This is a genomic window from Streptodolium elevatio (assembly GCF_053592165.1).
In genome coordinates this window covers 733,226-758,980 of the sequence record NZ_JBSFVE010000001.1, presented here as the reverse complement: position 1 = coordinate 758,980, position 25,755 = coordinate 733,226, and the positions used below count along the sequence as shown (strand labels likewise).

General features: G+C 70.1%; 22 protein-coding genes and 1 CRISPR repeat array. Of the genes, 8 read left to right on the top strand and 14 right to left on the bottom strand.

Going from position 1 to position 25,755, the window contains the following annotated elements:
• Positions 1 to 5: 5 nt before the first annotated feature.
• The 3 genes from ACWD12_RS03340 to ACWD12_RS03330 all read left to right on the top strand — a co-directional run bounded on the left by ACWD12_RS03340 (position 6) and on the right by ACWD12_RS03330 (position 3,310).
• Positions 6 to 407: an ACT domain-containing protein gene (locus ACWD12_RS03340; protein ID WP_358358794.1), complete on the top strand. Its 402-nt coding sequence runs from the start codon at positions 6 to 8 to the stop codon at positions 405 to 407.
• Positions 408 to 1,002: 595 nt separating this feature from the next.
• Positions 1,003 to 2,175 (top strand): hypothetical protein, encoded by a 1,173-nt coding sequence (locus tag ACWD12_RS03335; RefSeq protein WP_450098081.1) that lies wholly within the window; start codon positions 1,003 to 1,005, stop codon positions 2,173 to 2,175.
• A gap of 175 nt (positions 2,176 to 2,350) precedes the next feature.
• Complete coding sequence (locus tag ACWD12_RS03330) at positions 2,351 to 3,310, top strand: SDR family NAD(P)-dependent oxidoreductase (RefSeq protein ID WP_450098080.1); 960 nt, start codon at positions 2,351 to 2,353, stop codon at positions 3,308 to 3,310.
• A gap of 46 nt (positions 3,311 to 3,356) precedes the next feature.
• Here ACWD12_RS03330 and ACWD12_RS03325 read toward each other — a convergent pair whose 3' ends face one another.
• On the bottom strand, positions 3,357 to 4,139 hold the full coding sequence (locus ACWD12_RS03325) for an alpha/beta hydrolase (protein WP_450098079.1): 783 nt from the start codon (positions 4,137 to 4,139) through the stop codon (positions 3,357 to 3,359).
• 410 nt (positions 4,140 to 4,549) lie between these two features.
• On the opposite strand from ACWD12_RS03325, the gene ACWD12_RS03320 reads away from it, so the two are divergent.
• Both ACWD12_RS03320 and ACWD12_RS03315 read left to right on the top strand, forming a co-directional pair.
• Positions 4,550 to 5,392, top strand: a complete 843-nt coding sequence (locus ACWD12_RS03320; RefSeq protein ID WP_450098078.1) for a hypothetical protein — start codon at positions 4,550 to 4,552, stop codon at positions 5,390 to 5,392.
• Positions 5,393 to 5,526: 134 nt separating this feature from the next.
• Positions 5,527 to 5,784 carry a hypothetical protein gene (locus ACWD12_RS03315; RefSeq protein ID WP_450098077.1) on the top strand — a complete coding sequence of 86 codons (258 nt, stop codon included), beginning with the start codon at positions 5,527 to 5,529 and terminating at the stop codon, positions 5,782 to 5,784.
• A gap of 397 nt (positions 5,785 to 6,181) precedes the next feature.
• On the opposite strand, the gene ACWD12_RS03310 is transcribed toward ACWD12_RS03315, so the two are convergent.
• On the bottom strand, positions 6,182 to 7,144 hold the full coding sequence (locus ACWD12_RS03310) for an AraC-like ligand-binding domain-containing protein (RefSeq protein ID WP_450098076.1): 963 nt from the start codon (positions 7,142 to 7,144) through the stop codon (positions 6,182 to 6,184).
• Positions 7,145 to 7,715: 571 nt separating this feature from the next.
• On the bottom strand, positions 7,716 to 8,855 hold the full coding sequence (locus tag ACWD12_RS03305; protein WP_450098075.1) for a serine/threonine-protein kinase: 1,140 nt from the start codon (positions 8,853 to 8,855) through the stop codon (positions 7,716 to 7,718).
• A 166-nt stretch (positions 8,856 to 9,021) separates the two neighbouring features.
• Between ACWD12_RS03305 and ACWD12_RS03300 the strand changes: the two genes are divergently transcribed.
• On the top strand, positions 9,022 to 9,720 hold the full coding sequence (locus ACWD12_RS03300) for an SIR2 family NAD-dependent protein deacylase (RefSeq protein WP_450098074.1): 699 nt from the start codon (positions 9,022 to 9,024) through the stop codon (positions 9,718 to 9,720).
• On the opposite strand, the gene ACWD12_RS03295 is transcribed toward ACWD12_RS03300, so the two are convergent.
• Positions 9,635 to 10,159: an NUDIX domain-containing protein gene (locus ACWD12_RS03295; protein ID WP_450098073.1), complete on the bottom strand. Its 525-nt coding sequence runs from the start codon at positions 10,157 to 10,159 to the stop codon at positions 9,635 to 9,637. The genes ACWD12_RS03300 and ACWD12_RS03295 overlap by 86 nt on opposite strands.
• Before the next feature lie 271 nt (positions 10,160 to 10,430).
• On the opposite strand from ACWD12_RS03295, the gene ACWD12_RS03290 reads away from it, so the two are divergent.
• Positions 10,431 to 11,012 carry a CAP domain-containing protein gene (locus ACWD12_RS03290; protein ID WP_450098072.1) on the top strand — a complete coding sequence of 194 codons (582 nt, stop codon included), beginning with the start codon at positions 10,431 to 10,433 and terminating at the stop codon, positions 11,010 to 11,012.
• 263 nt (positions 11,013 to 11,275) lie between these two features.
• Here ACWD12_RS03290 and ACWD12_RS03285 read toward each other — a convergent pair whose 3' ends face one another.
• Positions 11,276 to 12,988 carry a DUF885 domain-containing protein gene (locus ACWD12_RS03285; protein ID WP_450098071.1) on the bottom strand — a complete coding sequence of 571 codons (1,713 nt, stop codon included), beginning with the start codon at positions 12,986 to 12,988 and terminating at the stop codon, positions 11,276 to 11,278.
• A gap of 244 nt (positions 12,989 to 13,232) precedes the next feature.
• Positions 13,233 to 14,168 carry an NAD-dependent epimerase/dehydratase family protein gene (locus ACWD12_RS03280; protein WP_450098070.1) on the bottom strand — a complete coding sequence of 312 codons (936 nt, stop codon included), beginning with the start codon at positions 14,166 to 14,168 and terminating at the stop codon, positions 13,233 to 13,235.
• A gap of 180 nt (positions 14,169 to 14,348) precedes the next feature.
• Here ACWD12_RS03280 and ACWD12_RS03275 point away from each other — a divergent pair, with 180 nt between their 5' ends.
• Positions 14,349 to 15,299: a GlxA family transcriptional regulator gene (locus ACWD12_RS03275; protein WP_450098069.1), complete on the top strand. Its 951-nt coding sequence runs from the start codon at positions 14,349 to 14,351 to the stop codon at positions 15,297 to 15,299.
• A gap of 57 nt (positions 15,300 to 15,356) precedes the next feature.
• Positions 15,357 to 16,217: a CRISPR direct-repeat array (repeat unit 29 nt; unit sequence GGGAACACCCCCGCGTGCGCGGGGAGCAG).
• A gap of 92 nt (positions 16,218 to 16,309) precedes the next feature.
• Here ACWD12_RS03275 and cas2e read toward each other — a convergent pair.
• From cas2e to cas3, 8 genes are read right to left on the bottom strand one after another with little or no spacing between them, the layout of a single operon-like run.
• Positions 16,310 to 16,654, bottom strand: coding sequence for a type I-E CRISPR-associated endoribonuclease Cas2e (gene cas2e / locus ACWD12_RS03270; protein ID WP_450098068.1), 345 nt, complete (start codon positions 16,652 to 16,654; stop codon positions 16,310 to 16,312).
• Entirely contained in the window at positions 16,651 to 17,619 is a 969-nt protein-coding gene (cas1e, locus tag ACWD12_RS03265) for a type I-E CRISPR-associated endonuclease Cas1e (protein WP_450098067.1), read from the bottom strand. Before cas1e ends, cas2e begins: the two co-directional genes overlap by 4 nt.
• Positions 17,620 to 17,622: 3 nt before the next feature.
• On the bottom strand, positions 17,623 to 18,399 hold the full coding sequence (gene cas6e / locus ACWD12_RS03260; protein WP_450098066.1) for a type I-E CRISPR-associated protein Cas6/Cse3/CasE: 777 nt from the start codon (positions 18,397 to 18,399) through the stop codon (positions 17,623 to 17,625).
• Complete coding sequence (gene cas5e / locus ACWD12_RS03255) at positions 18,399 to 19,163, bottom strand: type I-E CRISPR-associated protein Cas5/CasD (RefSeq protein ID WP_450098065.1); 765 nt, start codon at positions 19,161 to 19,163, stop codon at positions 18,399 to 18,401. Before cas5e ends, cas6e begins: the two co-directional genes overlap by 1 nt.
• Entirely contained in the window at positions 19,160 to 20,353 is a 1,194-nt protein-coding gene (gene cas7e, locus ACWD12_RS03250) for a type I-E CRISPR-associated protein Cas7/Cse4/CasC (RefSeq protein ID WP_450098064.1), read from the bottom strand. The genes cas5e and cas7e overlap by 4 nt, the downstream gene beginning before the upstream one ends.
• Positions 20,350 to 21,162: a type I-E CRISPR-associated protein Cse2/CasB gene (gene casB, locus ACWD12_RS03245; RefSeq protein ID WP_450098205.1), complete on the bottom strand. Its 813-nt coding sequence runs from the start codon at positions 21,160 to 21,162 to the stop codon at positions 20,350 to 20,352. Before casB ends, cas7e begins: the two co-directional genes overlap by 4 nt.
• A gap of 11 nt (positions 21,163 to 21,173) precedes the next feature.
• Positions 21,174 to 22,844 carry a type I-E CRISPR-associated protein Cse1/CasA gene (casA, locus tag ACWD12_RS03240; RefSeq protein ID WP_450098063.1) on the bottom strand — a complete coding sequence of 557 codons (1,671 nt, stop codon included), beginning with the start codon at positions 22,842 to 22,844 and terminating at the stop codon, positions 21,174 to 21,176.
• Positions 22,841 to 25,681, bottom strand: coding sequence for a CRISPR-associated helicase Cas3' (gene cas3, locus ACWD12_RS03235; protein WP_450098062.1), 2,841 nt, complete (start codon positions 25,679 to 25,681; stop codon positions 22,841 to 22,843). Before cas3 ends, casA begins: the two co-directional genes overlap by 4 nt.
• Positions 25,682 to 25,755: the final 74 nt, after the last annotated feature.

The following is a 25,755-nucleotide window of genomic DNA, read 5'->3' as shown; positions in this document are numbered from 1 at the left end:
ACTTCATGACAGGTGAGCGCGACCTCCGGCGACTTCTCGGCACGATGGAGCCTGAACTCCGGGCGGGCGTATGGGTCTTCACTTCGGTGAAAGGCCCCGCCCCCGAGGGCTTCGACATCGCCGTCACCGTCGCCGAGGCCGAAGGCACCACGCTCGTCCTCCCGCAGGAGCAGGCCGACGCCGCGGGCTTCTCGTACGACTTCCGCGCCGCCTGGATCATCCTGCGCGTGCACTCCGCCCTCGACGCCGTCGGCCTCACCGCCGCGGTGGCCACCCACCTCGCCGACTTCGGCCTGAGCTGCAACGTCGTGGCCGGCTTCTACCACGACCACATCTTCGTTCCACACGACGAAGCCGACGCGGCCATGTCCGTCCTCAAGGCCCTCTCCGCCCAGCACCGCCTGTAGCGGCATCCCTCGGCAGCCCCGCCCACCGAATACGCTGCGGTGTCGACACCCTCGTCGACTACCTGCGGCTGTCCATCGCCTGGGGCGGCTTGCCGGGCTGGTCGCTGACCGACAAGACCCAGCCCGAGGCGCTGAGCACGCTACGGGTCACGCCCGACTTCTAGCAGTCGTCAACGCGTCGGACTTCACATTCGACAGCGCCCAGCGTCAGCGGGGTCGACAGCCCCGTGCGGGCGGCGGCGGTCGCGAAGACGCCGCTGAGCAATTCGCGCGGCGGGTATTCGGGCTTTGAGGTGTCGCGTCTTGTGAGGGTCTGGGTCTCGCGCGCGGCCCGCGCAGGGGACTGACCCGGTCGCTCGGTCGTTCTCGCAGCGGCACGACTCGTTCGGCGCCCGGCATACGCTTCCCGGCGCAAATACGCCATCTGGGCCATGTTCCCGATCCCGCGTGCCCGCAGAGTGGATCACGCCGGGACGCCGACCGACGCGACCCCGGCTCCGGGGCGTCCCCCCAGCAGCGCCGTCCCGCCCTGCCCCCACTCGACGGATGCCGCCGCTCGCACCCTCGCGCGGCGTTCGGGATTTGAGGAACCGCCTTGCTCAGGACCACCGCGCCACGCGTACGAACCTCTCGTGCCCAACTCCTCCGCACCACCACCGCCGTCGCGTTCGCCGGGCTGCTCGTCAGCGCCTGCGGCAGCGGCGGGGACGACGCCGGTTCCGGCAAGCTGCCGTTCGGGTCCACCGAGCAACCCGGCGCCGCCGGAGGCGTCTCGTCGGGTGTCGGCAAGCCGTCCTCGTCGGCCCCGGGCAAGGGGGACACCACCTCTGGCAAGGGAAAGATCGACGTACGCACGGTCGATCCCTGCTCCTTCGTCGCCCACGAAGCCCTCACCTCCTACGCCGCGGCGAAGTCCCCACCCGCCACTCGACCCGGCGCGTCCCCGCTCCCAGCCAAGGATCCGATCACGTCCAACCCCGGTGTCACGTACAACAGTTGCACCGTGAACATGCTCGCCGCCGTGGGCGGCTCGGTCGACGTCGCCGTCGATCTCGCCGACATCGCGGTCGAGGAGAAGGCCCTCGCGGAACCCGCCAAGGGAGCCACCGTCCGCGAGGCGAACGGCCTCCGCATCGTCTCGTTCACTCACGAGGGTGACGGCACAACGTCCTGCCAACGCGCTCTCGTGGACAAGGACATGAAGGCGACCAAGGTCGACGTACGTGGCAACGCCGCCGCAGCCCGCGCCGACGTCTGCGCGATCGCGGACGCCGTCGTCGAGGCCGGGAGCAAGCTCGTCGCCGACGGCGGCCTGGCGGTGCGCACCTACGCGCCGAAGTCCTTCGTGAAGCTGCGTCCGTGCGACGAGGTCTCGGACAGCGCCCTCGCAAAGGTGCCGGGTCTGGCCATCAACAAGGTCCCGAACGCGACCGGCTTCAACTGCTCGGTCGGCCCGGCCGGCAACGATGCGAATGCCACGGTCGTCCTGGTCCGAGTCGGCCTCAGGACCTCCGCGCTCGCCGGCGACCCGGCCAAGCAGGTCCAGATCGCCGGACGCGCGTCGACGGTCGAGTACGAAGAGGCCGCGCCCGCGTACCGCCTGCCCGGCCGCTGCTCCGTCGCGACGACGGGCGCCGCACTCGCGGACACGAAGTCGGCGGAGATAGCCGAGGTCGTCGTCCTCGCGCCCAGCGAGCCCAACGAGGAGAAGGTGTGCGCCGCCGCCAAGGAGGTGGCCGCCGACTTCTGGGGCAAACTGCCGAAGTAGTCGGGCACGGCGCTGGGTGGTCGATCCGGCCCTACGTCTTGGCGGACTCCTTTTACTTGATGGAGTCTAGTATCTTGTCGGTTCCGATCCGCTCCGATCGCTCCGATCCGATCTGCGGCGCCGCAGCGGGCCGGAGGGCCCGACGTCCAGACGTACAGCCGAGGTGCACACAGCCATGGACCCACTCCGCTTCGACAACCGCGTCGCCGTCGTCACCGGCGCGGGCCGCAATCTCGGCCGGGTGTACGCCCTGGCCCTCGCCGAACGCGGCGCCCGCGTCGTCGTCAACGACCTGGGTGTGGCGATCAGCGACACCGACGGCTCCGGTGTCGGGCCGGCCGAGAACCCGGCGGTCGCCGTCGTCCGCGAGATCGAGGCGCTGGGCGGCGAGGCGGTCGTGAGCACCGACTCGGTGGCGACGGAGGAGGGCGGCGCCGCGATCGTCGACACGGCCGTCGAGGCGTTCGGACGCGTCGACATCGTCGTCAACAATGCGGGAGTCGTGCGTACCGCCCCGTTCGCCGACCTCTCCCCGGAGTTGGTGGACCCGGTGCTGGCCACGCAGATCGCGAGCGTCTTCCATGTCACGCGCCCGGCTTGGCGTCTGATGGCCGCGCAGGGCTACGGCCGCATTGTGAACGTGAGTTCAGGATCGGCGTTCGCGGGCGTGCCGGGCCTGTCCGCGTACGGCGGTGCGAAGGCGGGCGTCATCGGCCTCACCCGCCAGATGGCGACCGAGGGTGCCGGGCTCGGCATCAAGGTCAACGTCATCGCGCCATACGCGAAGACCCGCCCCGGCACCGGCTTCGGCCCGATCCCCCCGTCGGACGAACTCAACGCCTGGATGCGCCCGGAGTTCCTCACGCCCCTGGTCAACCTGCTCGCACACGAGGAATGCCCGGTCACCGGCGAGTGCTTTGCGGCGGGCGCCGGGTACGTCAGTCGAGTGGTGTGGTCCACCACTGAGGGCCTGGTCGATCGCAACATGACCACGGAGACGCTGCTGCGCGACTGGGAACACGTGATGGACACCGACGGCATGGCAGTAGTCGGCCACGACGGCGGCGGCACGACCCACAAAATGCTCGTCGGCTTCACTCCGCCCCAAAGTCCGCCGACGCCGAAGTCCTCGTAGGCGTAACGGACTCCGCGGATCCGACCCGACAGTGTTCGGCAAAGCGCTACAAGGGGCGTCGCTTGGACACCGAGGTGAGTTCCGCTGTCACGTGCTGCCATGCCTCCGAGGAGGGGTCGATCACGTCGTAGTGGCCCGCCTTCGGGACGGCGACGAGTCGTGTGGAGGGGTGTGCCGCCGCGTACGTGTGGCTCAGGGCGAGCGGGACTGTGGCGTCCTCGGCCCCGTGAACCAGGGTCACCGGGGTGTCGGGCGTGTCCAGGCGCAGCGGGTCGAGGTCCGGGCGGGCAGCGGGGGACGTACCGAGGAAGGCCCGGACCGCTCCGCCGCCCAGGCCCGCGGCGTCGGCGGCCGCGAGGTCGGTCACCGGTGACAACGCGACGGTGCCCAGCAGACGCCCCGGCGGGCACACCGACGCGGCCCAGAGGACGAGCTGACCACCCGCCGAGTGCCCCATCAGGACGGTCGGCAAATGCCCGGCGCCCAGCGCGGGTTGCGACGGCACCTCGCGCAGAGCCAGCCGTACGTCGTCCGTCGTCGCCTCCGGCGTGCCCGGGACGCGCCGGTACTCAAGCGCCGCCACCGGCCAGCCCGCGTCACGCAATGCGGCCGCCATGTGCCGGGTGTGCACGCGGTCGTAGGCCGGCCGCCAGAACCCGCCGTGCACCAGCAGCACGAGCGGTGTGCCGGTGCCGACGGCGGCGGCCTTGGCGGGCAGCCACAGGTCCGCGACGTGCTCGTCCTCCGGCCCGTACCGTAGTTCGCCGTCCGGCTCCGGCGTCGGCTTCGCGAGGATCGACTCGTCGTCGGCCATCAGCACGACCTCCACACAGTGCGCCTTCGACAACAGACACGTACTCCACCACATGCCGCTGGCGTTCGACCGGAGGTCTCCGCACAGCCCGGTCGGCAATTCCGGCTGCTCGTCCGTCCGATGCCGAGTGCGCTGCCGGAAATTCGGTTGGGAGCTCGGGGCGGGGTTGGGATCATCGCTGTGTTTGCCGTGATGGGGGGCACCGTTGGATGCATTCGAGTGTGCGGCGTGCGGGGCGGAACTCACCGTGCCTGTCCGGCGGGTGGCCCTGCCGGTGCATGCACGGCAGCACTACAGCTGCGAGCTCATGCCGGTGCTGATGGAGTCGGGTACGTACGCCGTCGATCCGGAGCCGTTCGGACCGCCGTGGCGGCGATGGTCGGAGGTCGCCGCGGACGACGTCGCCGCGCGGGCTCTTCGCGCCGGTGCCCGTGGTGTCCTTCGGGCCCGCAGGAGCGGTGGTCGTCGCCCCCGGTGACGTACGTGGCACCGTGGTCATCCCCGAGCGCCGGGACGGCTACTGCTGTGGACTTGACGGTCGCGACGGCCCCAACCTCGCGTGCGAGCACTGCGGCGAGGCGGTGGCGACGCTGCTCGACGATCACGCGCTGTGGCGGGCGGTGTGGCTGGACCCGACGGCGGTCCGCCGCATTTCCGACGTCGCTCCCTCGCCGCCGCCGGACACCTGGGAGGCGCTGCTCCGCAACCGGCCCGGCACGCCGCCGCGCGACGGGTACGGCTGGTGGGAGCCTGAGTGGGCAGCCGCCGTCGGTGTCGCGCTGGCGCACCTGCTCGCGGCGTGCGGCGGTGTTTCGGTGGCGGTGCCCGACGGCCTGGTCGCACACACGTTCCGGCGACCGCTGCGCGCGGTCCTACCGCAGGGCCCGCCGGAACTGACGCTGGCCCTCGCCGGGCCGGGACTGCCGACGCCTGACGCCGACCTTGTCCTCGTGCCGGTTCATCCGCAGACCGGCCGGACATGGCAGTTGCCCGGGAGCGCGTCCGAGCCCGCCGTGGTGCCGCTGTCGTTCGACGTGTGGCGCCATCTGGCCTTCCCAGAGCGCCAGGCGCCGATACCGGCCACCGGCCGTATGCCGGACGACGTCCTGCGGGACGACTACGCGCCGCCGCCACCATCCGCCGTACCGTTCCGACCGGACGAGCGGCTCTTCTTCGACCACCTCGCCCGCCTGCCTGAGGTCGGGACGCCGTTGTTGCAGGCGTTCTACGACCGGACCTACGAATGCCCGTACACCGCCTGGAGATAGGCCGTGTGTTCACGTCCCCGTCGGACAGCCCGACGGCCGGCGGGCGTCGCGGGCCGGGGTTCAACACGCGGCCTGGGAACTGCCGTTGGTGTCAGGCGGTGGCGCGGCGGCGGGCGTACTCCGGGTAGCGCGCGGTGAACAACGCGGGCAGCACAAAGCCGAGCACCTGGATCGCCGTCGAGGTCGCCGACTATCTGGCCCGGCAGGGCGAGGCCGCCGCGGCGCGCCTCGCCGGCTTCGAGGAACTGTCCGACTCGATCGACTGGGGCCAGGATCCACTGTCGGTCTACGGCAAGATCGCGCTCGAGTACGGCCGGCGCATCAGTGCCGCCCAACGCGAGTGGGCGGACTGGGCGGCGGCACAGGTCCGCGCGGGTGAACGCAGGCAGTGAAGGGCCCCGCGACGTCCCCGAGCGGCCGTACCGCTACCGCGATTGCGCAACCCGCCACGGCAGTCGGTCCGGCGACAACACCGGTCGTGGGTACCGCAGCTCGGGTGCGTCGACTTGCGGTGGGATCGCGAAGGATTCGGCTGCGATCTTGTGTCGATCGTTATCCCCCCACAACATCACGTGCCGAGTCTGACGTCTCGGCAGTGGATCTTGCCTCGTGGTGAACGCGTCCACGATGTCAATCCCGAGTCGATGCAGCCGGTGATCCGCGTACCGCCGCCCGGCGATTCACGAACAGCGCGGAGGCGACGTACCGGTGGGCTCGGTGACGTCCGGGGAACCCGAGGTCCTCGCGCGATTGCGGCCACGATCGACGAGCGCAAAGCAGGGTGGTGGATCAGCGGATGCCGGAGGCGCGGTCGTGTCGGTACTCGCGCGGGGTGGTTCCGTACCGGCCGCGGAAGGCCCGGGCCAGGACGTCGGGATCACCGATTCCGACGGAGTGGGCGACCGCGGCGATCGACCGGTGTCTTTGCCGAGGGTCCGCAAGCATCCGCCGCGCCTCGTCCAGCCGCGTGTCGCGGATGGACCGCGCGGGGGAGGAGCCGGACTCGCGGAAGACGAGTTCGACGTAGCGGATCGAGACCCCGAAAGCGTCCGCGAGCATGCGCGGCGACAGGGCGGGGTCGGCCAAGTGCCGGCGGATGAACACCCGCATGCGTGCCAACTGTGCGGTGCGCGACAGGTGTACGTCGCCGGGGCGGGCGCCGGCACCCATCGACGCGCGAAGCGTGGACATCAGCAATTCGTAGGTGGTGTGCCCGACTTCGGCCATCGTCTCGGTCGTCAGGTCATTCACGTTGCGACCGAGTTCTGTGACGACCGCGGCCAGCACCCGAAGCATCGGGTCGCGGGTCGGGATGACGCCGCCGGGAACCGGCGCGGCGGCGAGGTCCCGCCGCAAAGCGGACCGAGGCACGTTGATCGACAGGTAGTGCGCGAACCTGTCGGCGGTGAGCGAGTACGGCTGGGTCGAGTCGACCAGCACGGCGTCGCCCGGCCGAAGCAGTCCGTGGTAGGTACCGGCGGCCGCTCGGCTGGGACGCCGGGCGAGAAGGAGGTGGTAGAAGTCCACGGGGTTGCGACTGATCAGGCGGGGAGTGCGGGCGACACGCACCGGGTCCGACGCGACGTCGCTGATGCTGACCGCCCCGAGGTCCAGGACGTGCACCCATCCCGTATAGGCGTGACGATCCGGCGGTCCGAGCGGAGTGGCGTCCAGTTCGACGATCGAGTCCCGCAGGATCTCCCGCCACACGTCGACGTCGGGCGCCGCGCCCGTACCCGGATAGCAGGGCACGGGAGCCGGCACCGACGCCGGTCGCCTGCGACCATCCGGGCCGAGCCTGTGACGGCCTGAAGAACCGGGCGGGAGGGGTCGCGCGAGATCGCCGCCTGACCGCCGATGCGTCGGCGTCTCCGGACACGTCATGGCATCACCGCCCATATCGGGCCGCACGGTTGCGTGGAGCGTTCCGTCTCCGACGGGACACACTGGCGCCGGAAGTGACGGCCGCTGCCGCCCCGGTTGCCGCGGCGTCCGGCGTCCCCGTTGGCTGACTGGCGGCCCTCGTTGGCGGGCACCCGACGTCTCCCCTCGAATACGCCGGGAATGATAGCCACCGGCACGGCCGGGTCACGGGGAGGGCCCTTCATGCCCATGCGTCGGATCCGACCCGATCGGGTCGGCCGTAGGCACTGTCGTTCGAAGACCGGGACTTGGCGGCCGCGTTCTATATACGTACGAACCTGACGATTCGGCAGCTCGGGCCGCTGTGCGGGAAGCACGGTGAAGGGGACGGCGTAGGTGTCGACCCTGACCCGCCGGGGGACAGCGATCACCTGCGCGCGCTGTGCTCACCGCGCTGTGCTCACATCTCCTTCGAGAGCTCTGCCGACGGTGGGTCCGGGCCGAGATCCGGCTGGTTCCCGGACGTCTGGTCCTGCGGACCCGGCGCCGGCGTGGTGGCGGCTGCGTCGCCTGGTTGCATTGCGGCGGACTCCCGTCCGGGGCCAGGGCCCTGCCCCTGCTGGTCGCGCCCGACGTCACTGCCCGCGTCTCGTCCGGCCGACAGCGCCGTATGGGCCCCGTCCATACCCAGGGCGGCAATCTGCGTCACGTCCTGAGCCGTGTCGGCCGTAGTCTCCCGTGCGGCGAATGCGACCAACTGCTGCTGTACGTCCGCTGCTTGCTGCGGCCGCGCGTCAGGGGACGGCTGCATGAGGCCGGTCACCAGGTCCGCGACATCCTTGGGTACGTCCGCGACTTGGTCGAGTGGCTGCACATCGCCGTGTACTTGCGCGGTCAGGACAGCGACGACATCGCTGCCGGGGAAGGCCTTGCCCCCGGAAGCCATCTCGTAGATCACGGAGCCCAGTCCGTACAAGTCGGTGGCCGGTTCGCCCCGCGGTGGAGGCTGCTCCGACGTCGGGATCCGCTCCGGCGCGAGGTATCCGATGGATCCGGCGTTCGGGTTCAGGTCGGGCACCGCGGGATCCTGATAGGCCGCGATTCCCAGGTCGACGAGTTTGACGCTGCCGTCCGTGCCGAGCATCACGTTCTCCGGCTCCACGTCGCGGTGCACGATCCCCGCGTCGTGCGTCGCGCTCAGCCCCGCGGCGATGCCCGCGCCGATGCGCAGCGTCTCGTCGAGGCTGAGCGGTCCCCCTGCCGTGGAGAGGTGGGTCTTCAGGTCGGTCCCGCTCAACCGCTCCATGACGACGTACGGAGCGCCATTGTCGAATTCGCCTTGCGCAAGGCCCGCTACGACATGGGGGCTTTGGACGCGCATGAGCATGTCCGCCTCCTGGCGGAAGCCCGCAACGGCCTGGGGTCGTCGTTGTGCAGCACCTTCATGGCGACAGGGCTGTCGGTCACGTTGTCGGTCGCCGCGTACACGACCGCGTCGGCCCCGCGGCTGAGGACCTGTGACCCGCCTGCGTCGACGGTGTAGCGGGGCTGAGGGGGCTCGGGGACTTCGCCCGCCATGGCTCGGAAGCGTCCCCTTCAAGAGTCATGTCATGTTCGCCAGATGTTAAGGGGCGGCCGCCGGCGACTCGCCATGACGGTGCACGCGGCATCCCTTGAGGCCGGGCACCCGTCGGCCGCTGCCCGCCACTTGCCGCCCGGCGTCGCCGGGGAGAACCCGGTGTCAGGGCGCTGCGCCAGGTCCGACAATGATCGGTATGAGTGATGCGATAGCTGCTGACCGCAGGCCGCGGCTTGCGGTCCTCACCGGGGCCGGCATGTCCGCCCCCTCAGGGCTGCCCGTGTACCGGGGCGGCGGTGGCATGTGGGACAGCGACCCGGACATCGCGAAGCTCACGACCGCATCGCGCTGGCGCGGCAAGGCCCAACAGGCCTGGGGCCACTGGAACGAACTGCGTCGCGCCGCATCCCGCGCTCGACCGAACCCGGCACGCCAGGCGTTGGTTGCCGCCGAAGCCGACTTCGACGTGCACATCGCCACTCAGAACGTCGACGGGCTCCACGCCAGGGCGGGATCGACGAACGCCACCGAGCTCCATGGCAGCGTGTCCCGTACGCGTTGCTCGGGGCGGGCATGCCATGCCCGCAACGGTGCCTGGTTCGACGAGAGTGTCCACGAAGTGGTCCCCGTCTGCCCGCACTGCGGACGCGTCGCTCGCCCTGACGTCGTCCTGTTCGGGGAACAGCTCTCGGCCGCGAGGATGCGTGCCTCGGTCGACGCTGCCCGGCGTGCCGACGTGTGGATCGCCATCGGCACGTCCGGGACGGTGTTCCCCGCTGCCGGGCTCATCGACCCGCGGCTTAGCGCACGTCGTCGTCCGCGTCCCGGCGGTCGTCCGCGAGGTGCTCCAACAGCCTTTCCACGAAAGCTACTTGGGCCGGGTTGAGCTTTTCCCGCGCGACTTCGGGGGTGCACCACAGCGCGCGGTCGATCTCGGGGAAGCTGCTGACGGTGCCCGACCCGGGGGGCCACACCATCTCGAAGTGGTTGCTGACCAGGGTGGTGACGTCGAAGTCGTCCTCGACCGCCCAAGCGGTGACGATCTTGCCGTTCCGCTGCGTCACCGAGCCGAGGTCGACGGCCTTGCCCGGGTCCACGACCGCGCCCGTTTCCTCCTCGAACTCCCGTACGGCGGCCGCTTGCGGCTGCTCGTCGTCCAGGTACTCGCCCTTCGGGATCGACCAGGCCCCCGCGTCCTTCCGCGCCCAGAACGGGCCGCCCGGGTGCACGATCAGCACCTCGACGATGCTGTTGCCGTTGGCATCGCCTTCACCGCCGCTGTCGAGGACGCGGTAGAGCATGATTCCGGCACTCTTCTTGACCATGGCGGGGCCCTCGGCTTGTCGTTCGGACTTCTGCCGAATCGTACGGTGGCGAGCGTCGGTTCCCGCTCGTAGTCGTCCCGGGGTTCGCGCTCGCGGCGGCGTACGCAGTCCTTCCACAACCACGGGCCTGGCTGAGGCCACCCGCGCTCGCGGCCGGCCGGGGTGCGCCGGGCGAGTGAACCAACGGCGTGGTTGCTCGAAGGGGCGCCGGTCGGCTGGCACGGTCTGCGGTGTCGGCAGCGAGCCGGTTCGGGCGTCCAGGAGGAGCATCGTGAAGCGTAGGCGCTGTGTGGCGGTCGTCGCCGCGGCTGTGGCGGCCGTGTCCCTGCTGGGTTCGGCACCGGCCCCGGCCTCGACTGCGGAGGTCGCCGCCCGCCCGACGGCGGCGCAGGTTGTTCCGGCGGACGTACGTCAGGCCCGCGAGTACTACCCGGACGTCGACTACATCACTTGCGAGATCAACAAGGAACGGACTGTGCAAGGGCTGAGTCCGCTCCTGGTCTCCGACCGCGCGAGCGAGGTCGGGCGCGGCCACGCCCGGGACATGGCCGGCATGAAGCGGCTCACTTCCGTCGGAAGTGACGGCCGGGGCCTGCGCGACCGGCTCAACGACGCGGGCATCTACTCGAACCTGGTCCAGGAGTTCATGTTCTCCGGCTACAACCACGACGGCCACTTCGCCGACATGGCCACGGACCCCACCCCGGAAAACGGGTTCTACAAGGCGCTGATGAGCCGCGATGTCGTGGCGTGGGGCGTCGGTTACGACCGGCTTTACTGGGACGTCAATCTCCTGGGGTACCACCGGAAGCTGGGCGCCCGGGCCGCTGCGTGCAGCCGTACCGCCGGGTGATTGCCGCGTAACGCAGCTCGTGCACAACGCAACTCGTGTACAACGCGGCTCGCGTACAGCGCAGTTCGTGCGCAAGGCAGCTCGCGAGTGAGAAGACGGAACGCAGCCGCGCATCGGAGCGACGCGTACGCACGCCGGGCGTGACCGCCTCTGCCAGGTAGCCGAAACGGCTTGCCTGGCAGAGGCGTTCGCGCCCGAAGCGCCGCCCCGACGGCCGTCGGGCAGGCGTACGGAGACCACAAGTAGCTTTGCGGCAACCGCAGTTAGAGTGCCGAGAGTTCGTCCACCAGGTCGTCCAAGCCCAGCGAGCCCTGCGACAGCGCGGCCATGTGCCAGGCCTTGAGATCGAACGCGTCCCCGTGTGCGCGACGGGCGTTCTCGCGGCCCAGCAACCACGCGCGTTCGCCGAGCTTGTAGCCGATGGCCTGGCCCGGGATGGTCAGGTATCGGGTCAGCTCACTCTCGATGAACTCGGCGGACCGGCTGCTGTGCGCGCCGAAGAACTCCTGCGCCAGGTCCGGCGTCCAGCGCTCGCCGGGGTGGAACGGGCTGTCGGCGGGGATCTCCAGCTCCAGGTGCATGCCGATGTCGACGATGACGCGGGTCGCGCGCATCATCTGCGCGTCGAGGTAGCCGAGGCGCTGCTCGGCGTCGGTGAGGAAGCCGAGTTCGTCCATGAGGCGTTCGGCGTACAGTGCCCAGCCCTCGGCGTTGGCGCTGACCATGCCGATGGTGGCCTGGTAGCGCGACAGGCTGTCGGCGATGTACGCCCACTGCGCGAGCTGGAGGTGATGGCCCGGAACGCCCTCGTGGTACCAGGTCGACACCAGGTCGTAGACCGGGAAGCTGGTGCGTCCCATGGTCGGCAGCCACGTCTGGCCGGGGCGGGTGAAGTCCTCCGACGGCGGTGTGTAGTACGGCGCGGCCGCGCTGCCGGGCGGGGCGATGCGGGACTCGACCCTGCGTACCGGCTCGGCGAGTTCGAAGTGCGTGCCGTCGAGGCCGTCGATCGCCCGGTCCATGAGGCCTTGCAGCCACGCCTGGACTTCGTCGACGCCCTCGATGCGCGTGCCGTGCTCGTCGAGGTGGGCCAGCGCCTCCCAGGGCGTCCCTGCCCCGGGCAGCACCTTCTCGGCTTCCGCGCGCATCTCGCCGAGGAGACGCCGGTATTCCGACCAGCCGTAGGCGTACGCCTCGTCCAGGTCGAGGTCGGTGCCGTTGAAGTAGCGCGACCAGCGGGCGTACCGCTCGCGGCCGACGGTGTTCGGGGCGTCGGCGATGGCCGGGGCGTACACGTCCCGCATCCAGTCGCGCAGCGCCACGACGGCGGCGGTGGCGGCGCGCCCGGCCTCGTCGAGTTCGGTACGCAGGGAGTCCGGGCCCGCGGCGGCGAAGTCCTCGAACCAGCCGCGCCCGTTGCTTTCGTTGTCGTCATGGCCGTTGCCGCTGCCGGCCCACTCGCCGAGTTGGGCGATGCAGGTGGTCGTGGGGCGGGGGCTCGCGTACAACTTCCGCTCAAGGCCGAGCGCGAGCGACTCCTGATAGCCGGCCAGCGCGCCCGGTACGGCCCGCAGACGCTCCACGACCGCCGCCCAGTCCTCGTCCGTCTGCGTGGGCGTCACGGTGAACACCTCGCGCACGGTGTGCAGCGGCGTACCCAGGTTGCCGACAGTACGAAGTCCCTCGTCGGCATCATGGACCGCCAGCTCGGCCGTCAGCCGCTCGCGCAGCAGACGCGCGCAGCGCCGCTCGGCATCGCTGTCGGCGCCGGGCTGCCGCTCGGCCTCGGCGAGCTTGGCCAGCGTAGCCCGCGCCAGCTCCGCGCGCGCCTCCTGGCCCGCTGGGGAGAGATCGGGCAGCTTTCCGGCGCTTTCGGGGACACCGAGCATGGTCCCGGTGACGGGGTCGAGAGCGATGAGCTCGTCGACGTACGCGTCGGCAACCTGACGGGGCGTGGGGAGGCTGTTGTCAGACATTTGCCCATCCTCATACGGCGACCGTGCCCACGTCACGTAGGTTGCGCGCCCGTCCGCCGTCCGCCGTCCGCCGCCGCCCGCGTGGTCGGTCGGGCGGCGGCAGGACGCGCACGAGGAGATGCGTACGGCGAGATGTCTATGGGCGAGATGTCTATGGGCGAGACGTGCGGGGGCGAGCCGTGGGCGAGCGAGACGTGTGCGGCGAGAGGCGCGCCACGAGACGTACGCACCCGGCGAGCACGCTTCAGCCGCCGACGCTCTGCCGGGCCGCGTCCGCCATTTCGCGGAGGACGTCGTCCAGCGCCGCGGGCTTGACGCCGAGAACGGCCTCCGTCTCAGACGCGTCCAACACGCAGTCCCGGTCATCCAGGTACTGCATCTCCTCGATCTCGGCCATCACCGAGTCCTGGGCCGCAAGCTGCGCAAGCGCGTCCGAGCCCATGCGCTCCAGCCGCGGTGCGGGCGTGTTCGCCACCTCGGCGAGACGCGCCGTCAGCTCGCGCGCGGAGGCGTCGGACACCGACGGCACGAACCACGCCCGGCCCCAGACCTCGTCGGGCCCTGCCGCCGCAGCGACGAGCGTACGGGCCACGTCTCCCGTGTACGTCCAACTGTGCGCCACATCCAGATCGGCCGGGTACAGCGCCTCTTCGCCCGCCAGCAGATACGGCGTGACCATCAGGTTGTACAGCGAGAAGGCGTGCGGGCCGAGGTAGTCGCTGGCGCGGATCTCGGTGACGCGTACGCGCCCCGCCTCGTGCGCGGCGAGCGCTCGGTGCCACATGTCCGCGCGTACGCGGCCTTTGCCGGTCGTCGGAGCCATCGGCTGCTCCGGCCGCAGCGGCCCCTCGAACGGGCCGTAGCCGTAGATGTTGCCGAGCATGACGTAGTCGGTTCCGGCGCGTTCGGCGGCCGTGAGGAGCGCATCAGCGAGCGGCGGGAACTCCTCGCGCCAGCGGTCGTACGCGGGTGCCGCGCAGTTGTAGAGCGTCCGGGCACCGCTGAGCAGTTCGGTGAGCCGGTCGGCGTCGGTGACGTCGGCGGCGACGCGTTCGACGAGCGGGTGCTCGGGGCCGCGTCCACTGCGACTGACGATGCGGACGCGTTCCCCGGACTCGGCGAGCAGCTGAGCGGTGGCGACACCGGTGGCGCCGGCTCCGGTGATGACGTGCAGAGGCATGGCGAAATCTCCTGTACGGGATGGCAGCTACGGTGTGGCACATGGTGTGCGCGGGTCGGTCGCCTCGGCGGCCACGGAAGATCCGGAGCGATGCCCGGGTTTCCGGATGTGTGTCCACCTTCGCCGCGCGTTGATGCGCGGGGGAGTGGCGGAAATGCCAAGCAACCGGAGGTTCTGGCCATGCACCGGATAGCTGTTGTGGCCGTGCCACCGGTGATCGCGTTCGACCTGTCGATCCCCGGCACGGTCTTCGGTGCGACGATCGTCGACGGCGGGCCTGGCTACGACGTACGCCTGTGCACCGCCGAGCCCGGCATCATCTCCGGCTACATCGGCGCGGACGTCGTCGTACGCGACGCCCTGGACGTCATCGCGGACGCCGACACCGTCATCGTGACGGGCACCGGCGACCGCCACGAGACGGACCCGCGTGTCCTGGCCGCCCTCCGTACGGCCGCCGCCGCGGGCAAACGCATCGCATCCATCTGCACCGGCGCCTTCGTCCTGGCCCAGGCCGGCCTGCTCGACGGCCGCGGCGCGACGACGTACTGGGCTATGTCCGGCGAGTTCGCCCGCCGCTTCCCCGAGGTCGAACTACGGCCGGACGTATTGTTCGTCGACGAGGGGCAGATCCTCACCTCGGCGGGCCTGAGCGCGGGCATCGACCTGTGCCTCCACATGGTCCGCAACGACTACGGCGCCGCCGTGGCGGCGAACACCGCCCGCTTGGTGGTCGCCGCCCCCATCCGCGCAGGCGACCAAACGCAGCTCATCGAAACCCCGCTCCCACCCGAGGGCACCACCACCCTCGCCGCAACCCGCACCTGGGCCCTCGAACACCTCCACCGCCCTTTGTCTCTCGCCGACCTCGCCACCCACGCCGGCACGAGCATCCGTACGCTGACCCGCCGCTTCCACGCCGAGACCGGCCTGAGCCCCGCCAGGTGGCTCCTCCACCAACGCCTCGACCGCGCCCGCCAGATCCTCGAAACGACGGACCTGCCGGTCGACCAGGTAGCCCACCAAAGCGGCCTGGGCACCGCCGACTCCCTCCGCCAACACTTGGTCAGGAAAGTCGGCGTAACCCCCACCGCCTACCGAGCCGCCTTCGCCACCACCGGGGATAGATAGGAAGCCCCACATGCGCGGGGAGCAGAGGAGGTCCATGCCGTCACGGAACATGATCTCGGGACCATCCCCGCGTGCGCAGGGAGCAGGCCGAGGCCATGGCGGGCCACAGACTCGCCCCGGGAACACCCCCGCGTAGGCGATCCGCGACCTTGCCGCGGGAACATCCCCGCGTGCGCGGGGAGCAGGTGATGGCGGTGCACGCGACGATGTGGACGAGGGGAACACCCCCGCGTGCGCGGGGAGCAGTGGGCACCCGAGCCCGGCACCGCGCTCCACGAGGGAACACCCCCGCGTGCGCGGGGAGCAGGCCCATGTCATCGTGCCGGCCTGGGTACGGCGGGGGAACACCCCCGCGTGCGCGGGGAGCAGCGCCACGCGGTGAAGCTGGACGCCTGGTCCGAGGGAACACCCCCGCGTGCGCGGGGAGCAGGACGCTTCGGAGGCGTCAGCATGACCGAAATCGGGAACACCCCCGCGTGCGCGGGGAGCAGCGCCGCCAGCAAGTCGAAGCCGTCATCTCGGCGGGAACACCCCCGCGTGCGCGGGGAGCAGGCCTCGATCTGGATCACCACAGACCCCGCACGGGGAACACCCCCGCGTGCGCGGGGAGCAGGCGGCGGCGGCGACAAGGAGCAGGCGAGGCCGGGGAACACCCCCGCGTGCGCGGGGAGCAGGTCAGCAGCAAGTCGCAGTACGCATCCAGGTTGGGAACACCCCCGCGTGCGCGGGGAGCAGGTGCCGGGGCCTTCGTTGCGGACGACGATGCGGGGAACACCCCCGCGTGCGCGGGGAGCAGGGGGGGCGTGATGATGCCGGGGAGGGCCGGGGGGGAACACCCCCGCGTGCGCGGGGAGCAGTCCTTGGCGGATTCCGCTGTGCCTGCAGCCTTGGGAACACCCCCGCGTGCGCGGGGAGCAGTCTTGTTGAGCTGTGTGTTAGTCCTGACCGAGGGCTGAATTTACCAACTTCGTGGAATTGGACAAATGGAGCGCGAGCTGACCGCATGGCGCCTACTTCCCGAAGCGGCGTCGCTTTGATGCCTTGCTCCAGCCGGTTGGCGATGGCCGTTGTGGTCCCACGCCGCTGCTCGGGCGGCGGATGAGGGTCAGGCCTTCGTGGTCCACCGGGAGCCACCGGTGGTCGTGTGTCTCGAAGGCGAAGCCCTGCTCGGTGTCGGCGCTGTAGGTGAGCAGCGCACGGCCCTGTCCGGCGTACTGCTTGACCTCTTCCCACAGCAGCTCTCGAATGCGCGCCGAGGGGTTGCCGATGAACACTCCCGGCGAGATCTCCAAGAGCCAGCGCGTGAGCAGCCCGCGCAGGCCAGCGGGACACGTTGTCAGGACGATGACCGTCACGGGCCATATCCCGCTTCGGGTGGACGAGTTGAGTCGTAATTGCGCCCCGATTCGACGGCCGCCCCGCCGTCGATCAGCAGCGAGACCTCGTCCGCATCCTCATCCGCCGATGCCTCGCTTCGGTACGGTCCCAGCAGGTGCTGAATGTCGGCCACGCACCGGTCGAGCAGCTTCGTCGCGTGGATCCTGTCACGGAGCGCGCGGCGCGTACGCGATGCGATGTCCTCCTCGCCTTCGACAGTCGCATCGAAGGCGACGGGGATTCCGACCTCCGTCTTGTAGAGGTCCGCGATATCGAGCACAAACGACAGTTCGTGCCCCGAGTGGATGAACCCCAGGCCCGATGAGCAACCCAGCGCCGCGACGACCGCGTGCGCGACTCCGTACAGGCATTGGGCGGATGCCGTCAGCGCCTGGTTGAGTGCATCACTCGACGCAAAGTCGCCGGGCACGAACTGGCGGCCGTGCCAAACCACTTGGGTACGTGCCGACTCTCGCTGGTAACACGACTTGACCCGCTGGCCCTCGCGCCCCAGCAGCTCACGCCGCGTCAGGCCGGACGGATCCTCGTCCGGAAACCGGAGACGATACATCTCTCGCGCGACGTCAAGGCGCGACCGCTGTCCCGTCCAAGCGGTCGCCTGCGCCTGGACCAGCCCGGCCGATCGGGTGAGCGCACGGCCACCGGCGTAGAACCGTACGCCGCTCTCGCCCACCCACACCACACCCGCACCGCACTCGCCGAGAACCGCCATCGCCTGGTGGCTGATCCGCGTACCCGGCCCCAGCAGCAGCGTTCCGATGGTGGCCGACGGGATGTGCGTGGTGCCCTCGGCGTCCTCCGCCGTGATCGCGTTCGCGTCGCGATGCACGCTGCACCGCTCCAAGTACACGAACGACACCCGGTCCTTGACCCTGGTGAGTTCACGCGGAGTCGACAGGTTGCGCTTGCCGGGCGTCGTCATCGCTCACCGTGCGGGCGCGAGCGTCATCAGGCCGCACCCGTACGCCTTCGCCTTGCCCAGCCCCGCCGTGAGCGTGTGCCGCATTGCATCGGCGTCCGTGATCCGCAGGCGTCCGTCGTACGTCACCGTCGTCAGAGTCACCGGCCCCCCGCCACCGCCCCGCGCGGGACCGCCTCCCTTTCCGAACGACCACTTCCGCTCGTTGTGCACGACCAACTGCAACTCGTCGCCCTCAGGCAGGCGTTGCCGATCGACCGGCTTCTCGACCACCTCGAACCCGGCGCTTTGCTGCTTCCCCACGAGCCAGTTCATCTGGTGACGCGCTGTCAGGTGGGCCGTCCGCTTGGTCGGTACGCCGTCCCGATTCCGCACGCTGTGCACGGGGTTGGCAGTCAGCCGGAAGTCCCAAGTGTCGCCAGTCGTCAGCTTCTCCAGGAACGGCGCGTACTCGTACGTGTCCCATCCGCCGGTGGTTGGCCAACCCACCTGCTCCACAAGGTGCGTAAGGTCAGGGCGTGCTGGGCTGACGATGTAGAGGAACACGTTCCCCAAGGCGTTCTCGTCGAGGCGCCACAACACCCGGGGCCCACCATCGCCCGACGATTCCCGCGGCTCCACAGCAACTCGATCGGCGAGCGCATCGGCAAGCGAACCGGCGACCGGATCATCAGCCGGATCGGCGAACGACGCCGCGACAGCGCCGTGCAGACGGTGCGGCGACGACAGCAGGCGACGTGCCCCGACCCGCGCGGTGTTGATGCGGAAGCGCGTCAGGAACATCAGGCACCGCCCAAGGAGTCCGGCTGCTGCGGATGGTTCGGCTGCTGCGCAGGGTTCGGCGATACGTCCAGCACCGCGGTGGGGTCGTGATCCGGTACGCCGACGCCCTCAGGTACCTGTACCTCGTCCGAGATCACCGTCCGCAGCGCGTACCGGCGATGCTGTGGATCGAAGCTGAGCGGCTGGTCGCGAATGGTGTCCCCGAGGCCGTCGCCGGCGGCTGCCTCGATCAGCAGGGCCAGAGAGTCGGGCCGGCCTCGACGCCCACGTTGCTGTTCCTGGTACCAATCGGACGCTCGCCATTCCTCTGCCGCCAGCGCCCCGATGAGGTCGGTGCCGCGGCGCACCCCGAGATCGATCGGCCGGGCAGGCGGACACGATCGCCGTCCCAGGTACGGCAGATACACCGGCTCGCGTACCGCCGCGTCCAGTGCGTCGATCAGTCCGTCGTCGCCTTCCACCCCGGCGACGAAGACCGCGTCCGCGAGGTAGTAGCGCTCCGAGACGGGCATCGACTTTTCGGTGTCCTGGTGGTGCGCCGTCTGGTAGTCGCGAACTCGCCTGCCGGGCTGATCAATCCGTACGCCGAAGCGCAACGCCGCAAGGTCCGAGATGTCGGCGTCGTACGCCCGGCCCTGTGCCGCCGCAAGCAGCCCGATCACGCCGCTCTTCGTCGGAGCCGATTCCGTCGTACGCCGGGCGAACCGGGCCGAGGCACCCCACGACTGGAGCGGTCCCGCCAACTGCATGAGGAGCACGCTCATTCACGCGGCTCCAGCCGGTCGGCGACCGCCGAGCCGACGGCCTGCACGAGTTCGGCTAGCGAGACCTCGGTGCCCAACCCGGCAACCGATTCGGTGCCCGGGCCGACGCGGAGCACCCATGCCGCATCGCCCTCGCGTACGCCGTAAGCCTTTTCGATCCCCTCGACATGCGCGGCAAGCGCCGTACACGCGTTGGCCACGTAGCCGCCGAACTCGTCTTTCTGGACGGGGCGTTCGAAGGCTCCTGCGTAGCTCACCGGGCGTGCGCCACGTACTTTCACCACCACCACGTCGGGCAGCGTGTGGTTCCCGAAGGTGTTGATCTTGCCGGTGGGCATGGAGGCGACGAACCCTTCCACGAAGGCCTCCACCGCGCGCCGCACGGGTACGGTCGGCGCCTCGTCGTCGCGCAGGCCGGCCCCGAGGTTTTTGTGCAGCAGGTCGACGTCGAGCGCGGCGTACCGGTAGAGCGTCGCCGAGTTGAAGTCGACGGTGCCGATCATGCCCGCGCCGGTCTCGGCGTCGGTGTTCCGGTCGTCGACGGCCGTGTAGTAGTCCGACTCCGTGTCCGACGCGTGTACGCCGATCGCGTGCGCAACCTGCGCCGCCGCCCCCACGTTGATGTCCGACGTGTCGGCGACCATCCGGCCGAAGAGCGCGATGTCCACGGAATGCCGCGAGTTGGCCAGCGCCCGTGCACGCGATTTGGTGCCCTTGTTCTTCAGGAACTCCGTGATCCCGTCGACGCTCTTCAGGCCCTCGATGGCCAACTCGGCGAGCCCACCCAGCTGACGCCCGCTCAGGAACATCAGGTAGAGCGACTGCGGTGCCGCCTCCGACTCGCCGTCCTTCGACTTGCCGCGCTTGGGGATCTCGACCTTCGAGCCGGTGGCCACCTGGATCACCTCGGCCGCGGGCACCAGCAGGTCGGTGTCCTTCAGCGACGGATCACGTTCGAGGATGTGGTCGGCCAAGGCCTCGGCCACCCTCCTCGTCCGTACGCCGAGTTCATCGGCGGCGAGCAGATCGCCGAACGCGGTCCGGGTGGCGCGCTTCCAGGCCTGGCTGGATACGCGGGCCCGGCGTACGCCGCCGTAGACGGCCGTCTTCGGGGAACCCGTGTCGTCCCGATTCAGGTTGCTCGGCGGAACGGTCTGGAGGATGTGCACATCCACGATCGTGCGGCTCACTCGGATTCCTTGTCGGTCGCCGGGGTGGTGGTCGAGGGGGTACTCGGCATGCCGGTCGGGCCGTCGGACGGATTTTCCGTCGGGGAGTCAGAGCTCCTCGAACCGTCCGGCCCCTGCTCGGGCCGCGCCTTCGGTCGGATGTGGAAGCTTCGTCCCCAGGAACGCCGGACCCTGTCGTCACCGCCAGGTCGCTGCCAGGCGTACAGCTGGGCGGCCAACAGGCCGTAATCGAGGGCGATTTCGTGGCGGCGTAGGAGCAGGACCAGTTCGCCCAGCCGTTGGGCCAGGATCTCGAACGAGGTGGCCGATCCGGCCCGTACGAAGCGCTGGCGGACAGGCTCGTCGATGTCGGTGCCCGGCATGAGCAGGCGTACTGCGGCGCCCAGCTCCGAACCCCCGGGCCGGTGCATGCCCTTGGTGCGATGGGATTGCTGATGTCGCGCCCACAGAGTGATCGCCAGGTGCACTGCGTTCTCGGCGCGGATCGTGTCCGTTTCGCCGCGTACTTCGTCGTAGACCCGGTCCATCGCGAACAGTCCCCAGAGATCAGGAAGTTCGCCGAAAGAGTGACCCGCACCGCGTCGAATCCGCGCGAGTGCGGCAACGGCGTCCGGGCGGTCCTTGATGTACCCGACCTGAAGTTTGGCGATCTGCGCGACAACCGACTCGCCGACCGGACCGAGGCGCCAGCCGGCGCGTTCGGGCCCAGGTCCGGTGCCGGGCCCAGGTGGGGACCCACCTTCGGGCGGCGGACCCGGAGGAGACGTCGGCCCCGAAGGATGCTTCGGCCCCGCGGGATCGGGGTTCACGGACGTCACGGTCACTGGGACACCTCTGTGGATTCGGTACGGGTCTCGCCGAACGGCTCGTGCAGGGCCCGCTTGAGGCGCCCCCGGAACCACAGCTCGGCCGCCGTGTCGTCGAGCCAGATCGGAGCCTGCTTTCCGGCGATGAGACGCCCCTCCCGGGCGGCCTGGCCCGCCGAGGCCAACAGCAGGTCGCCCTCCAGACCGACGATCCCGTGGGCACGCCGCTGCCAGGTCCGCCGGGCCTCGAACGGGTCCGCCGCCGAGCCCAGTTCGCGCAACCAGCTACGGAACGGCCCGTCGAGGGATGCGTACCCGATGTCCATGGCGGCGTCGCGCCGCGGGATCGCATCTGCCCCCGCGGCCTGCGCGAGATCCGCGGCCAGGCCCCCGAGAGCCACGACCGCGGCGTGCGCGTCCGCGACCGCGTCGACGGCGACTTGGCCGTACCGCGGATCGCCCTCGTGCAGCAGGACGACGCACATGGTGACACTGTCGTCGACGGTCTCGTCGATCACGGACTGCTGCGTGCCGTACACCGCGCCGATAGTCCGCGCGCGGATCAGGCTGTCGTTGGGGATGAGCCCGTTGTTCGCAAGCCGCGCGATCCAGTCCAGTACGCGTGGCCGCAAACTGTCCGCGGCGTCGGCCCGCTGCGCGGCCGCGTCCTCCCGGCCGCCGGAGAACAGCAGCGCGGCCAGGCCGCGCCACGCCGCCCGCGTCGGGTCGTGCTCGCGCGGCATGTAGACCAGGGGGCGACCCAGCTTCTTTTCCTGGGCCTTGCTGCGGCGCCATCCGGTCATCGGCTCGCTGCCCTGCATACCGTTGCCCGGCGCGAGCGGGTCGCCGTACGCGAGCACCACCCCGGTCACGGCGGTGCCATCGTGGTGCAGGAGCAGGCGGCGCGACTGCCAGGTGTAGAGGTCGCGCGGGCCGGACGGCCGTCCGCTCATCTCGGCTGCGCGGGTGGCACCGGGGCCGCAGTGCGGTCGACGCCACGCGGGCTTGTCGTCGCGTGCGATGCGCATTGACGGGGCGTCGGACGCAACGAGGTTGAGGAGCAGGGTCTCGCGCAGGTTGCGGCCCTCGGCGAAGACCCCGCCCAGATTGCCGGCCCACGCGACGCCGAGCGGATACCCCTTTCCGCTTTTGACGCGACTGTCGTCGACCGCACCGGACTTGATGCCCGAGGTGTCGAACGCCTGGGCGTGGACCACCCATCGCGCCGCCTCGGCGAAGCCAAGCCGTGCGACGTCCGGCAAGCGCATGGTGAAGAACGGCTCGCCGTTCGGTACGTCCGCCACGATCCGGTTGAGAGAAGCGACTTCGTCATGCGCCGTACGCAGGCCGGGCACCTGGAAGAAGGGCTCGGTCGGGTGGAGGAGGTCGAAGCGTTCCCGATTCCGATCCAGGTAGTCGGGAACATCCACGAACGGCCGCTCCCACGTGTCGCGCAGCGCCTCCAGATCGGCCGGCCCGTCCAACACGTCGTGCGCTACGGCCAACAGCAGGCGCATGAGCGCGAATTCCTGGGTCGGTACGTCGCCGACGAGACGTCGGATGTCGTCCGCCTGGCTGAAGACCTCGCGCAGCGACAGCTCGGCCGACGTCCCGTCCAGCCGTAGCACGGGTAGCCACGGTCGATCGACCAGATCGAACGAAGGCGTCGAGACCATCCGAGTCATGTCCGCTCCCGGGCCGACGTCACTGTCAGCCCGTCCAGTTGGTCGTAGCGAAGCTCGAACCCTCCCAGGCGGGTCCGACACGTTGCGTCGAGAACGAGGATCAACTCACCGGCCAGCCAATGACATTCCTTGCTTTGCCAGGCCTGCGGGGTGCTCGCTTCCAGCTCCTCGATGATCGCCATCGTCGAGAGTCGGTCCGGGAGCCGCAGGGCGCTGGCCGCGACCGCGCGGGCGGCCCGCTGCGGTGGGGCGGCGTACTCGGGAAGTTCCAGCCCGCCGAAACCCCGGTCCAGCCAGGGCAACGTGCCGAGGGTTCCGTCCTCGCGCCGCTGTACGACAAGGACTTCCAGGTTGTCGTTGGTGTCCCGGACCTGGGCGCTACCGCCACGCGTCTCGTCGGCGTCGCCCACGCCCGCGTCCACCCAGCCGACGAGCGCCTGCCCGGGGCGGCGGACTTCGCCCAAGCAGAACGTACCCGCGTTCCAGCGCTGGTCGTTGCGGTGCTCGGCGTCCGCTTCCTCGGCCTTGGCCATGGCTTCCGCCCATGTGCCTGGCCCCGAGGGCTGGTCTCCGTACGCCTCCTGCACTAGCGGGCTGATGTGAGCGGGGAGTGTGAGGAGTTGGTCGGCGCCGTACGGCAACAGGGCGGCGAGCGACCGCAGCAGCGGATGTAGGCGGTAGACCGCCTCCGACCCGGGCACGGGCGTGGGCGGCTCGGTCCGCCAGTCAACTCCGGTCACGACACAGCGCGCATCGCGTAGCCGGGGCGGACGGCCGCTCTGGCGGCTGTCGCCGCGCGGGTGGCGGTGGAGGCGTCCCATGCGCTGGAGCATGAGGTCGATCGGCGCGAGGTCGGTGACCAGGAGATCGAAGTCGATGTCGAGCGACTGCTCGGCGACTTGGCTGGCGACGACGATGTGCGGATTGGTTGGTGGCTTCCCCTCGGGGCCGAACCACTGCAGGAGTTGGGCGTCCCGGGCCGCCCGGTCGAGATCGACGAAGCGTGAATGGGCGACGGTGACGGCCTCGTTGCCGAATCTGGTACGCAAGTGAGCGGCCGTACGCAGCACGCGATCGACGGTGTTCCGGACGACCAACACGGTCCCACCGTCTGCGAGTTCACTTTGCAGTAGGTCGGCGAGCCGGTCGAGGTGGTCGTCGATCCGTTCGACGCGTACGTCGGTCGTGCGCTCCGCGGCGGCCGGAGGGTACGTCGTCCACGGGGGCGTTTGTCGGGTGACTGCGGTCAAGAGTGGGTACCGCGGGTCGTCGGGCAGTTCGTCGGCGACGGCCGGGCGTCCGCTGTATGCGGCGGCCAGCGCCGCCCGCCGCGCGGCCGGGAGCGTCGCGGACAGCATCACGACGGGGACTCGGTAGGCCCCGAGCCATTCGAGGACGCGTTCGAGGTAGACGCTCATGTACGTGTCGTACGCATGGACTTCGTCGATCACGACGACCTTGCCGGCGAGCGCGAGATGGCGCAGCGCCAGGTGGCGGCTCTTGAGCCCTGCGAACAGCAACTGGTCGATCGTGCCGACCGTGAACGTCGCGAGCATGCCGGTCTTGCGGCCGCGCAGCCACTGGTGGGCGATGAACTCGGCGGATCCGGACCGCTTGTCCTGCTGCGGTCGCCACTCGTCGTCCTCGCCGTCGAGCTCGACCGCGCAGAGGGTCTGCGACCCGGCCGCGTCCATGAGCGACAGGTAGTTCTCGTTCAGAGCGGCTTTCGCGTGTGCCAGGAACACCGATTGGTCACCTTCGAGGCCCAGCCGTTTCCACCAGTGCGCCAGTCGGCTGAACATCGCGTTCCCCGTGGCGCGAGTTGGCAGCGCGACGAAGCACCCTCCGGCTCCTCTCCGCGCCGCGAGGATCTCGGCGGCGGCCATCGCGGCCTCCGTTTTGCCCTCGCCCATCGGCGCTTCCACGATGAGCATGCCGGGAGCGGGCATTTCACGGGCCATGTGTACGGCCTCGGCCTGAACCGACCTTACGCGAGCGCCTGTTGGCAGGTCGAAGCGTTCCGCAAACAGCCGCTCGACAGTCGCTTCCTGCGGGACTTCCGGTGCCCACGGTCGAGGAAGGTTGATCCCCCGCCACGCGGACTCGAGTCGGTCCGGACGGTTGACGCGCTCGTCCGGTACGAGCGGGAAGAGGTTCGCGTTGCTGGCGATCCAGTCGCTCACGATGACGATTGCGGTCAGCAGGACTTGCGCAGGTTGCGAGAGCCGTACGTGCCGCCAGTCCGGCAGTCGGTCGCTGACGCCGAAAGTGTTCGCACAGGCGTCCAGTAGTTCGGTCTGCATGTGTAGCCAGGTGGCCTCGCTCGGGCCGGGTGTGCGGAGGAGTTCAGGCCGTACGTCGAGGTCGTGGATCTGGCTGTCGCCGGGTGGAACTCCGTGGTGCCCACCGGTGACGATGGCGTACGCGAGACTCGCCGGCGGCGACCAGCCGTGCTCGCGGGACAGCCACTCCTGTAGCAGGACTTGGCCCGCGAGCCCATGCGGCGCTATTCGGCGGTCGCTGCCAAGTTGCCGGCGACCGGGCATGGCAAGTCCTGCTGATTGCATGGGATCGGCCAGGTCATCGACCTGGCAGGCGAAGGTCGGCGTGGCCTTGCCGATGTCGTGTGTTCCGGCCAGCCACACCGCAAGCTTGCGAGCGTCGGCTTGACCGGCGGGCATCTCGTCCGCAACAAGGCTCTTCACTGAGGGCGGCAGCCACTCGTCCCACAGCAGCCCAGCCACGCCACCCGCGTCGGCCAAGTGCCGCCAAAGCGGCAGCCACGCACCGGACTTGCGATCGTACTTAGCCCACACCGTCTTGGCGGCAGCACTCAACCCACCCAGATCAAGCCACCCGGCTCGCCCCCCAGTCATGCGGACATTGGACACCCAACTGTCCGCCAACGCGG